Source organism: Photobacterium damselae, from assembly GCF_003026815.1.
GTDB classification, from domain to species: domain Bacteria; phylum Pseudomonadota; class Gammaproteobacteria; order Enterobacterales; family Vibrionaceae; genus Photobacterium; species Photobacterium damselae.
In genome coordinates, this window is record NZ_PYOG01000001.1 from 523,176 (window position 1) to 535,725 (window position 12,550).

Below are 12,550 nucleotides of genomic sequence, written 5' to 3' on the forward strand. Positions count from 1 at the left end.
TGATGATTTAATTAGGCGCGTAAGATGAATGAATATCTGCGGTAATTCGAATATCAGTACCAACCATTCTTAGATCAGAGATGCTGACATTCGGGACCTGACCCATTGCCGTTAATTGAGGCAAATTCATCACGCCACGCGCCTCAGCTCCCATCAATTTAGGAGCTTGATATAAGATAAAGCTATCAACGAGCTGATTTTGTACCAGAGCGCCAGCAAGTCCAGCTCCAGCTTCAACCCAAATATGATAAATACCGAGCTTGACCAGTTGTTGTAGCAACTCATGTAAATCTAATTGAGAAGAATCTGGCGTACGAGAAATAATGAGCTGCGTTACGGAATCTGGCCATACTTCATCACCTTGTTCACAACGAGCAAGTAGGGTCTTACCTGGAAGATGAAATAATTGATAATCTGGTGATAAGCGATTTTGACTATCAATAATCACACGAATGGGAAGGCGTAACTCGGATTTGGGATACTGTTGTTGGATATAAAAAGGCAGCTCTTGCCAACGAATATTCATTGAAGGGTCATCAGCAATAACGGTCGCACTGGTTGATAAAATAGCGCCTGCTTGAGCCCGAAAGTGCTGAACATCGGCACGAGCTTGTGGTCCTGTAATCCACTTACTCTCACCATTAGCCAAAGCCGTTCGTCCATCAAGGCTAGATGCCATTTTAAGCTGAACATAGGGCATCCCAGTTTGCATCGCTTTAATAAACCCAAGATTTAAGGCTTTAGCATCTTGTTCTAGCAATCCGACTTCAACGGTCACCCCAGCATTTTGCAATAAAGTAACCCCATTACCCGCCACTTTGGGATTGGGATCAACCATGGCGCAAACCACACGAGAGATCCCAGCTTCAATTAATGCCAGAGCACATGGTGGTGTTCGACCATAATGAGAACAAGGCTCAAGAGTCACATAAGCTGTTGCTCCACGCGCTTTATCGCCTGCCGCACGTAAGGCAAATACTTCAGCATGAGGTAGACCTGCTCGATAATGAAAACCCTCACCCACAATCTGGCCATTGTTTACGATTACGCAACCAACATTAGGATTGGGAGCCGTCGTAAATCGCCCTTTTTTGGCTAAGGCTATTGCCCGAGACATCATCTTATGATCAAACGCTGAAAACATAACTACGGCCTAATCGTGATTATTTCTCTAACTTAGCGATCTCTTCGCCAAATTCACGAATATCTTCAAAACTACGGTATACAGAAGCAAAACGAATATAAGCCACTTTATCAAGCTCTTTTAATGCTTCCATTACTAAGTTACCGATCATCTCCGATGTCACCTCACGCTCCCCGGTTGCGCGAAGTTTGGATTTGATGTTATTGGTTGCACGCTCGATATCGTCTGTACTAACTGGGCGTTTTTCTAGTGCCCGCTGAATACCACCAGATAACTTATCTTCATTAAAAGGTTCACGGTTACCATTGCTTTTAATAACGCGAGGCATCACTAATTCAGCGGTTTCAAATGTTGTGTAACGTTCGTTGCATGCTAAACATTGGCGACGACGGCGAACTTGATGACCGTCAGCAACCAATCGAGAATCAATTACTTTGGTGTCGTTTGCACCACAAAAAGGACAATGCATCTTGCCTCCTTATTATCATTCGCTCAGTGTAACCCATTTCAATCTAATAATGAGAGTATTCGGTGATTTTTTCTGCACTTTCCGTTTAGATTTTATTAGAAAATGACTCATTCAAAGTAAAATCTTTCTTAATGGCATTAAAAAAGGACTCACCATAAGGCAAGTCCTTTCAATTAATATGGATAAAGAATAGAAATTACGCGTATACAGGTAGGCGTTTGCAAATCTCTAGTACTTTAGCTTTAGTATCGGCAATCACTTGAGGATTATCGATGTTATCTAATACATCACACATCCAACCGGCCAATTGCTTTGCATCTTCTGCTGTAAAACCACGACGAGTAATCGATGGTGTACCAACACGAATACCAGAAGTTACAAATGGGCTGCGAGGATCATTTGGTACGCTGTTTTTGTTCACAGTAATATTAGCCGCACCTAATGCCGCATCAGCTTCTTTCCCTGTGATACCTTTATCAATTAGATCTACTAGGAATAGGTGGTTTTCAGTACTACCAGAAACAATCTTATAACCACGCTCTAAGAACTCACCCACCATCACTTTCGCGTTTTCAACAACACGAGCTTGATATTCAGTAAATTCTGGCTCCATCGCTTCTTTAAAGGCAACCGCTTTTGCCGCAATAACATGCATTAATGGGCCACCCTGACCACCAGGGAATACTGCTGAATTTAGCTTTTTATAAATATCTTCACCAGCATTAGATAAGATCAAGCCGCCACGAGGACCTGCTAATGTTTTGTGAGTTGTGGTGGTAACAACGTGAGCATGAGGTACCGGAGTTGGATAAACACCAGCTGCAACAAGACCGGCAACGTGAGCCATGTCAACAAAGAAGTACGCACCCACTTTATCGGCAATCTTGCGCATGCGTTCCCAATCAACAATTTGAGAATATGCAGAGAAACCACCGATGATCATCTTAGGATTATGTTCAAGCGCTAACGCTTCAACTTCGTCATAATCGATCTGACCATTTTCATCGATACCGTAAGGAATGATGTTATACAATTTACCTGAAAAGTTTACAGGAGAGCCGTGTGTTAAGTGACCACCGTGAGCCAAGCTCATACCTAAAACTGTATCACCAGCATTTAACAGAGCCATATAAACTGCGTTATTTGCTTGGGAACCCGAGTGAGGCTGAACGTTCGCGTATTCTGCACCAAATAGCTGGCATGCACGATCAATGGCAAGTTGTTCTGCTTTATCAACATACTCACAACCACCGTAGTAACGCTTACCAGGATAACCTTCAGCGTACTTATTGGTTAGCTGAGAACCCTGTGCTTCCATTACTCGTGGGCTAGTGTAGTTTTCAGAAGCAATCAACTCGATGTGCTCTTCTTGACGTGCAGTTTCTTCCTGAATGGCTGCATAAAGTTCCGCGTCATAATCGGCAATATTCATATCGCGTTTAAGCATCTGTATCTCCTGACTCAGATTAAGGTATAAACCCTATTTTTAGGTAAAAATGAAAAACTGTAAACGCTAGTATCCACGCGGACGCAAACGTTTTCGTCTGATTCATTAACATTGTCTGTAGTCTACAATAAATTGATCTAAATCAGATAGTCCTAAAATGAATTTTCTTTTGGTTTGTATTCAATTTAATCATGAAACTTTTTCATAATGACTTGGCACAGCGCATTTATTAGCCACAAAATACAAACATACCAACTAATCTGAACAGTTAGAAACACAAAGGCCTGATTAATACAATCAGGCCTTTGTTATATAAATCATGTTAATTGCTTACTATGGCTTATTGTGCAAAAACCAATGTAAATGTAAGAGTGATTAACTGAAAAAAGTACTAAATGGCGTCTTCGTCTTCTTCACCAGTACGGATACGAACCACTCGCTCAACATCAAACATAAAGATTTTGCCATCGCCAATCTTGCCGGTTTGTGCAGTTTCAACAATTGTATCGATACATTGCTCAGCGACTTCATCAGCAACGACAATTTCTAGCTTCACTTTAGGTAAAAAATCAACCATATATTCAGCACCGCGATAAAGCTCTGTATGCCCTTTTTGACGACCAAACCCTTTTACTTCAGTAACCGTCATGCCCGTAATACCGACATCGGCAAGAGCTTCACGCACATCGTCTAATTTAAATGGTTTGATTATGGCTTCAATTTTCTTCATCTCGGTAATCCTTTGCTAAGCGGCTGATTCATAGTCAACAATATACCATAAATACCGTAATAGAAATTAAGAGTTTTCATGGTCTATTAAAACATTGGGTTCCATCATTCTGAGCAAAAGAAAAACAGAATAAATTAAAACAACACTGTTTAGCCCCAGTACAACAAAGCTGCGGATAGAGATAGGAAAGAGACTTGGCAGTACGGGTAAAATACTCATACCAAGAAAAAGCGTGGATGCTGGTAGAAAAAAATACAATGGCATAAAGCCCCACATTTTTCCTCGTAACAGCCCAATACTGGCACCAACACCAGAAAGAAGAACCAAGATACCAATAATGCTCGGTACGATGCCAACTTGGTTATATTTGAAGATAATGGCAAAACTATCAATATTGCGAATTAAGCAGAGTATAACCAAAACGGCTAAAACTCGCGCGGCCATGGCTTTTCGCCTGCCAGCGGGAGAATCCTGTCCCATAAAAAAATCAATCCTTGAACAACAGTAAGTGCGAACGAGCGCATATCACTGCGCGATTATACTAATTAAGATAATTTAATAAATATTCTAGTGGCTATTTTTAGCAATATCCGAAACTAAGTGAACAAAAAATCGAAATCAGCTCACAAAATAGATTATTAATCCAACACAGTAATCAACATATTAGCTGGTAAGCCTGAACAGCCAGTGAATTTAGTCATGATTAATATTAACTTTAATTAAAAAAACGCCCAGTGCTGATATCACTGAGCGTTTTCTAATTGTGTTGCTCTAATTTGACTAACAAGGTTAACCGTTAGTGGCAACTATTGTCGATTAGCCAATGTGAACCCGAGCATTACGGAACATACGCATCCAAGGACTGTTTTCGCTCCAGTCATCAGGGTGCCAAGAGTTAGCCACGGTTCTAAATACACGCTCAGGATGCGGCATCATAATGGTGACACGACCATCTTGAGTTGTAAGACCAGTAATCGCGTTTGGCGAACCATTTGGGTTATTAGGATAAGCTTGGGTTGGATTACCAAGGTTATCAACATAACGTACTGCCACAGTACCCGATTGTTCTAGCGCCATAAGATGCGCATCATCTCGAACTTCTACGCGACCTTCACCATGAGAAACGGCAATTGGCATCCTAGAGCCTGCCATGCCACTGAAGAAAGCCGAATCTGATGGCTGGATCTCCACCAAACTAAAACGCGCTTCAAAACGTTCAGACTGGTTGCGTACAAAGCGAGGCCATAACTGAGCACCAGGGATCAACTCTTTTAAGTTTGATAGCATCTGACAGCCATTACATACCCCAAGCGATAGAGTATCTTGACGATGGAAGAAGCGTTCAAACTGCTCTCTTGCCTGCTCGTTAAACAGAATAGATTTAGCCCAACCTTCACCAGCACCTAATACGTCACCGTATGAGAAACCACCACAAGCAACTAGCCCTTGATACTCATCGAGCACCGCTTGTCCAGTTAAGATATCACTCATATGGATATCAACAGCGTTAAATCCAGCGCGATCAAAAGCCGCTGCCATTTCGACATGCGAATTCACACCCTGCTCACGTAAGATAGCCATTTTAGGTTTTGCACCAAGATTAATATTCGGAGCATTAAATGGTGCAGCGACATTCTCATTAAGATCGAAAGTGAGATGGGTATTTAGTCCAGGATCTTGCTCGTTGTGTTTAGCTGCAAATTCTTGATCAGCACAACTTGAGTTATCACGTAGGGCTTGCATCTTATGCGTCATTTCAGCCCAAATCGTACGCAGCTGGTTACGTTCACGATCAACGACAATTTGACCGTTTGCATAAATATCAAAACGATTAGAGACTTCAACAGAACCAATTACGTGAGAGCAAGAATCTAAGCCAAATGCCGCCAGTGTCGATAACACTGTATCTAATTCTGGGTTTGCCACTTGAATAACGGCCCCCAACTCTTCATTAAAGAGAGCGGCCAGAGCATCGTCACCAAGAGTACTGATATCTGCTTTAATACCACAATGACCAGCAAAAGCCATTTCAGCCAAGGTAACCAGCAAACCGCCATCGCCTTTATCGTGATAAGCCAGTAGATTTTGCTGCTGCACTAATTGCTGAATAGCATTGAAGAAAGCTTTTAGCAGTTGAGGAGAATCAACATCGGCAGGTTTATCACCTAACTGTTTGTAAACTTGAGCTAGTGCCGTTGCACCTAAGCGGTTTTGACCACAACCTAGGTCGATTAAAATAAGTGATGAATCACCGTGATCAGTGCGAAGTTGAGGTGTCACGGTATGACGCACATCTTCAACACGAGCAAAAGCGGTAATAATCAAAGACAGCGGTGATGTAACCGTTTTATCTTGACCATCGTCTTGCCATTGCGTCTTCATCGACATGGAATCTTTACCCACTGGGATGGTTAGACCCAATGCAGGACACAACTCTTCACCCACTGCTTTAACAGCTTCATAAAGGCCAGCATCTTCACCTGGGTGACCCGCTGGAGACATCCAGTTAGCCGACAATTTAATGTGCTTAATATCACCAATATCGGTTGCTGCGATGTTGGTTAGAGCCTCACCAACAGCTAAACGAGCAGAAGCGGCAAAATCCAACAATGCTACTGGGGTACGCTCACCCATCGACATCACTTCACCATGATAAGTATCATAACTTGCCGCTGTTACTGCGCAGTTTGCCACTGGGATCTGCCAAGGCCCAACCATCTGATCGCGTGCAACTAGACCCGTTACGGAGCGATCGCCAATCGTAATTAAGAAGGTTTTTTCCGCAACGGCTGGCAGACGCAATACGCGGTCGATAGCATCATTAAGTTCAATTCCATGACACTCAAGAGCAGGGCTTTCTACTTTTTGAGAAACCACATCACGCTGCATCTTTGGTGGTTTACCTAGTAGGATATCCATTGGCATATCGATTGGCATATTGTCAAAATGGCTATCTTCAAGGCTTAAATGACGCTCTTCTGTAGCCTCACCAACAACGGCAAAAGGAGCTCGTTCACGATGACAGATCGCTTCAAAAACAGGCATCTGCTCTGGAGCTACTGCTAACACATAACGCTCTTGTGATTCGTTACACCAAATTTCTAATGGGCTCATTCCTGGCTCATCATTAGGTACACTACGAAGATCGAACTTACCGCCACGTTCACCATCATCAACTAATTCAGGTAAAGCATTAGAAATACCGCCTGCACCTACATCATGAATAAAGGCAATAGGGTTTTGCTCACCTAACTGCCAACAGCGATCAATCACTTCTTGGCAACGACGCTCCATTTCCGGGTTTTCACGTTGAACTGAAGCAAAATCCAGATCTTCTGCTGACTGGCCAGATGCCATTGATGAAGCAGCGCCACCGCCTAAACCGATATTCATCGCCGGACCACCAAGTACAATTAACTTAGCGCCAACAGGGATCTCTTTTTTCTGAACATGTTGATCGCGGATATTACCAAGACCACCAGCAATCATAATCGGTTTATGGTAACCGCGAACTTCCTCACCCGCATGAGAGGTTACTTTTTCTTCATACGTACGGAAGTAACCCAATAAGTTTGGACGACCAAATTCATTGTTAAACGCCGCACCACCTAATGGGCCCTCTAGCATAATATCTAGAGCACTAACGATTCGACTTGGTTTACCAAAATCACTCTCCCAAGGCTGTTCAAACCCTGGAATTCGTAGGTTAGATACGGTAAATCCAACCAAACCTGCTTTTGGCTTACCACCAATACCTGTCGCACCTTCATCTCGAATTTCACCACCAGACCCCGTAGAAGCACCAGGCCATGGCGAAATAGCTGTTGGGTGGTTATGGGTTTCAACCTTCATCAAGATATGTGCGTCTTCTTGATGGTATTGATATTGACGGGTCTCAGGATCTGGGAAAAAGCGTCCGACTTTTGAACCTGTCATCACTGCGGCATTATCTTTATAAGCAGACAGTACGTGCTCAGGTGTGGTTTCAAAGGTATTTTTGATCATTTTAAACAGCGACTTTGGCTGTTCAACGCCATCAATGATCCAATCTGCATTAAAGATTTTATGACGACAATGCTCTGAGTTCGCCTGAGCAAACATCATCAATTCGATATCATTTGGGTTACGGCCAAGTTTGATGAAGCTTTCCACTAAATAATCAATTTCATCATCAGCCAGTGCCAAGCCAAGGTAAACGTTTGCTTTTTCAAGTGCAAGACGACCGCCTGATAAGATATCAACCGCCTCCACTGGAGCTGGTTGTGCTTGAGTAAATAAGATAGCGGCCTGATTAAGCTCCGTAAATACCACTTCCATCATGCGGTCATGAAGCAGTGAATTCAGTGCTTTTTGCTGTTCATCTGTTAGAACTGTTGTACTTTCAACATAATACACAGTACCGCGTTCTAAACGCTTAATCTGAGCTAAACCACAGTTATGGGCTATATCGGTCGCTTTTGAAGACCATGGAGAGATGGTGCCAGGACGAGGCGTGACTAATAGGAGTGATCCTGTTGGTTGATGTTCAGCAATCGTAGGCCCGTAAGTGAGCAATTGTGCTAACTTTTGCGATTCATCTTCAGTTAAAGGAGCCGTTAAATCGGCAAAATGAACAAACTCGGCATAAATACCGGTCACAGGTAAAGATAACTCACGACAACGCTCTAATAACTTAGCGGCGCGAAACTCAGACAGTGCGGGTGAACCACGCAAAATTTCCATGTGCGTACGTCTCTCGATAACAGTTAAGTGAAGGTGATATTGACCTAATCCTACCGCTTATCGCTTAGAGTTACGTCAATGCCACCTCAATTGTCATCACTTAAATCCCTCTAACCGAGGAGAAGTTGCGCATAGTATAAGGGAAATTTTTTTGTGACGTAACTCTTGACGCAACCGTTTGCGTGATTTTTTTTCGATCTATGATAAAAAACTGTATTTAGCGCTAAAATCCCATGTTTTTTATCGCTTCTAGACGGTTCTTCTGCTGCAATTTTATTGAATTAAAGGCAAATAACAGTGAAATTAATTAGAGAACGACATTCTTTAACTTTCCGCCAACCGTTAGCTTTGATATAAAGAGCCCTGAATTTTAACCGAGAGCACAGATTGTTGAGTACCTATACGTTACCCAAAAAAATCAGGCAGTACTTTGTTAGCCTTATTACACTTTTTCTGATCAGCGGCTGTCAGTGGCAAAGTGAGCCACACAATGCTTTAGATCGCATCAGAGAAACGGGCGTACTGCGTGTGGGTACCTTGAACAATCAGCTGTCGTATTATATTGGTAATGAAGGGCCTACCGGTCTGGATTACGAACTGGCTCAACTGTTTGCTAAAAAGCTGGGTGTAAAGCTGGAAATGCAGCCTATGTTTTCTCTCTCTAGCCTTTTCCCAGCATTAGATCGGGGTAATGTTGATATTCTCGCCGCAGGCCTAACGATTACACCCAATCGCCTACAAGATTTTCGAGCTACTCCAGCCTATTACTATGCCAGCCAACTGGTGGTGTATAAAAAAGGAACATGGCGCCCAAGAACGCCAGCAGATCTTGCCAAAAATAAAGGGACATTAACCGTAGTGAAAGGCTCCAGCCACGAATTACAGTTAAAGCAATTACAGCAAAAATACCCAGACCTAAAATGGCAAGCAGTCTCAGAAACCGATGACGATGAACTTATGCGTGATGTCGCCAGTGGAAAGCTTGACTTTACTATCGCAGACTCAGTTGATGTGGCGCTGATCCAACGTATTCATCCAGATATTGCTATTGCCATGGAATTAACCGATGAAGAGCCGATCAGTTGGTTTGTAAAAAACAGCAGCAATGACAACCTATATGCGCTCATTATTGAGTTTTTTGGTGAAATAAAACAAAACGGTGAATTAGCGCAGTTAGAAGAGAAGTATTTCGGTCACGTTGATCAATTTGATTATGTAGATACCCGCGCATTTTTACGCGCCGTTGAAGGGAAATTACCAAAATGGAAACCGCTATTTAAACAATATGCTGGGGAATTTGACTGGCGTTTAATTGCCGCGCTCTCTTATCAAGAATCACACTGGAACCCAGAAGCCACATCACCAACGGGTGTCCGTGGCATGATGATGCTCACCACACCGACAGCAAAAGCGGTAGATGTGACGAATCGATTGGATCCAAAACAGAGCATTCGAGGGGGTACTGAGTATCTTCGCCGCATGATAGCTCGCGTACCCGATAGTATTGAATCCCATGAAAAGGTCTGGTTTGCTCTTGCCTCTTATAATATTGGTTTTGGTCACTTAATGGATGCGCGACGTTTAACCAAGGCGCAAGGTGGTAATCCAGACACATGGACAGATGTCAAACAACGTTTACCGATGTTGCGCCAACGCCAATACTATACTCAAACTCGATATGGCTATGCTCGCGGTGATGAAGCCTTAAATTATGTTGAGAATATCCGCCGTTATTACCAAAGCATCGTTGGTTACGAACAAGCTCACAGCCGAGAACACCAAGGTGATGGGGTTGAAATTGTTGATGGGCTACAAACAATCACACCACAAACAATTAGCGCGGCAGCCAAGCCTCAACCGGCCAAAGTTGCAGCGTCTAAATAATCAATAAGTTATTCTGGCTCTTAATCCAATGAGAGCCAGATCTTCTTTTTCATCTCATTTTGCAAATAGATATAGCTTCTTTCATTTAATTACCAGCATAATCAATCGTGGGGTTCGTATTGATTATATGGATATTCAATATACCTTTTTTAGTGCCTATTTATTTATAGGTATTCTATTTGATTTCGTTTCAGTACTCATACTGAGCAAATAGATGGCTCTCTTAGCCAAGAGACCAGCCTTATTTGTTGGGTATTTTATGTCTGGCACACATTATGCTGATCTTATGTCGCTAATGTCGCCTTTTGCCAGCAAGAGGGATAAAGGATGAAAAGTAAACGCACTCAATCAAAATTTAAAAAAATGCTGCAAGCCTCTTCGACCCGACGCAAGCGTCTGAGCAGTAATCTACGTAAAAAAACGCTCTGGCGTCAGCGCAGTTATGTTATGAGTGCTACAGCAGAATGTTGCTAATCAAAAGCTAAAACGCAAAAAAACAAAGCTCGGACAATACCGAGCTTTTTCATATAAACGATACCAATTCAATTTTATCTCTGCTGTTTTTCTTTTTCTGCTTGCTTGAGCGCTTTCTTTTCAGCTCGACGACGCTTAAAGAATGCTTGTAATTGAGCGCGACACTCATCTTCTAGTAAGCCGGCATCAAACTGAACGTGGTGATTCACCCCAGCATAACTCAAAAGATTCATCGTACTACCAGCAGCACCAGTTTTAAGATCAGGCGCACCATAAACTACCTTCCCCACACGAGAATGCACCATAGCACCGGCACACATAGGACACGGCTCTAATGTGACATATAAAGTGGTATCAAGTAGACGATAGTTTTGTAGAACTTGTCCCGCTTGTCGCAACGCCATGATTTCGGCGTGGGCGGTGGCGTCGTGTTGCCCTATCGAGCGGTTCCACCCTTCCCCAACAACTCGGCCTTGGTATACCACAACAGCACCAACTGGCACTTCACCTTCAGCTTCTGCATTTGCAGCCAATTCAATGGCGCGATGCATAAAAATTTTATCTTGTTCGCTATATTCTACAGTCATTGATTATCTATCGTTAAAATCTTGAGCTTTAGCTATTAAGCATCTACTCGTTTTTTTGGTAACTCTTCGGCTAAAAAATCCACCAGCAAACGTACTTTAGGAGACAAATGGCGGTTATGAGGATATAAAGCCCAAATCCCCTCATCTGGCTCTTGGAATTTCTCCAAAATAGGGACAATAGAACCGTTCGCTAAATCTTCATCCACGTAATATTCCGGTAACTGTGCAATGCCAATGCCTTTAATCACCGCATCTCGTAGCCCATAACCACTATTACAAGATAACGAACCCGCAATACGAATGCTCTTTTCTTTACCTTTTTCTTGGAATCGCCAGTAGTCATGGTTACCAATTAAGCAATTATGGTGGCGTAGTTCAGATAGCGTATGTGGCATACCGTATTTTTCTAAGTAAGCCGGTGATGCACACAGATACATAGTACGAGTTGTAAGGCGTTTTGCCATCATCGATGAATTGCCCAACTTACCTAGACGAATCGCTAAATCAAACGCGCCTTCAACCAGATCCATCTGACGGTTGGTTAAATCCATCGCTACTTCAATCTCTGGATACTGCAACATAAAGTCATTAACCAAAGGGACGATGTATTTTTCACCATAAGTCACAGGCGCGGTCATTTTTATAAGTCCTTGAGGAACTCCTCGTAGACTGGTGATAGCGCGTTCAGCTTCTTCAAGCCCATCCATCACCTGACGACAATGACGATAATAAATACTGCCCTCTTCGGTTAGGGATACCTTACGCGTTGTACGATAAAATAGTTTGGTATTAAGTCTATTTTCCAGAGCGCTAATTTGTCGGCTCACTTGCGCCGTTGATATCCCAATCTTTTTTGCCGCAGCGGTAAAGCTTTCAGTTTCAGATACGGCAACAAATTCTGTTACCCCTTCCCACAAAAACATCGTCACTTTGCTCCATTATTACATCAAGGTAAAAGTTATTTGCAGTTTAACCCAATTATCATTTATCAAGAAACAAATATAATGCATCACATCGAAACGCAATAAGAAAACAACTTTCTTATGCATTAGTAAAGAATTCATCTACAGTCTATACGTAACAAGCATTACGT

The 12,550-nt window shown here is 42.6% G+C and carries 10 protein-coding genes; 2 read left to right on the forward strand and 8 right to left on the reverse strand.

The window, feature by feature from the left end:
- Nucleotides 1-7 precede the first annotated feature (7 nt).
- The 6 genes from ribD to purL form a co-directional block, all read right to left on the reverse strand.
- Nucleotides 8-1,144 (reverse strand): bifunctional diaminohydroxyphosphoribosylaminopyrimidine deaminase/5-amino-6-(5-phosphoribosylamino)uracil reductase RibD, encoded by a 1,137-nt coding sequence (gene ribD, locus CTN07_RS02440; RefSeq protein WP_005300688.1) that lies wholly within the window; start codon nucleotides 1,142-1,144, stop codon nucleotides 8-10.
- A 19-nt stretch (nucleotides 1,145-1,163) separates the two neighbouring features.
- Nucleotides 1,164-1,613, reverse strand: a complete 450-nt coding sequence (gene nrdR / locus CTN07_RS02445; protein WP_005300690.1) for a transcriptional regulator NrdR — start codon at nucleotides 1,611-1,613, stop codon at nucleotides 1,164-1,166.
- A 196-nt stretch (nucleotides 1,614-1,809) separates the two neighbouring features.
- On the reverse strand, nucleotides 1,810-3,060 hold the full coding sequence (gene glyA, locus CTN07_RS02450) for a serine hydroxymethyltransferase (protein ID WP_005300693.1): 1,251 nt from the start codon (nucleotides 3,058-3,060) through the stop codon (nucleotides 1,810-1,812).
- 391 nt (nucleotides 3,061-3,451) lie between these two features.
- Entirely contained in the window at nucleotides 3,452-3,790 is a 339-nt protein-coding gene (glnB, locus tag CTN07_RS02455; RefSeq protein ID WP_005300696.1) for a nitrogen regulatory protein P-II, read from the reverse strand.
- A gap of 66 nt (nucleotides 3,791-3,856) precedes the next feature.
- Nucleotides 3,857-4,234 carry a hypothetical protein gene (locus CTN07_RS02460; protein WP_227000293.1) on the reverse strand — a complete coding sequence of 126 codons (378 nt, stop codon included), beginning with the start codon at nucleotides 4,232-4,234 and terminating at the stop codon, nucleotides 3,857-3,859.
- 372 nt (nucleotides 4,235-4,606) lie between these two features.
- Nucleotides 4,607-8,512 carry a phosphoribosylformylglycinamidine synthase gene (purL, locus tag CTN07_RS02465; RefSeq protein WP_036764299.1) on the reverse strand — a complete coding sequence of 1,302 codons (3,906 nt, stop codon included), beginning with the start codon at nucleotides 8,510-8,512 and terminating at the stop codon, nucleotides 4,607-4,609.
- A 387-nt stretch (nucleotides 8,513-8,899) separates the two neighbouring features.
- Between purL and mltF the strand changes: the two genes are divergently transcribed.
- Together mltF and CTN07_RS22730 are read left to right on the forward strand one after the other, a co-directional pair.
- A complete protein-coding gene (gene mltF / locus CTN07_RS02470; protein ID WP_005300701.1) occupies nucleotides 8,900-10,396 on the forward strand; it encodes a membrane-bound lytic murein transglycosylase MltF in 1,497 nt (498 codons plus the stop codon).
- Between the two features lie 327 nt (nucleotides 10,397-10,723).
- Nucleotides 10,724-10,870: a hypothetical protein gene (locus CTN07_RS22730; protein WP_153274596.1), complete on the forward strand. Its 147-nt coding sequence runs from the start codon at nucleotides 10,724-10,726 to the stop codon at nucleotides 10,868-10,870.
- 74 nt (nucleotides 10,871-10,944) lie between these two features.
- On the opposite strand, the gene tadA is transcribed toward CTN07_RS22730, so the two are convergent.
- Both tadA and CTN07_RS02480 read right to left on the reverse strand, forming a co-directional pair.
- Nucleotides 10,945-11,457, reverse strand: a complete 513-nt coding sequence (tadA, locus tag CTN07_RS02475) for a tRNA adenosine(34) deaminase TadA (RefSeq protein ID WP_036764301.1) — start codon at nucleotides 11,455-11,457, stop codon at nucleotides 10,945-10,947.
- 35 nt (nucleotides 11,458-11,492) lie between these two features.
- Nucleotides 11,493-12,380 (reverse strand): LysR substrate-binding domain-containing protein, encoded by an 888-nt coding sequence (locus CTN07_RS02480; protein WP_005300705.1) that lies wholly within the window; start codon nucleotides 12,378-12,380, stop codon nucleotides 11,493-11,495.
- Nucleotides 12,381-12,550 lie beyond the last annotated feature (170 nt).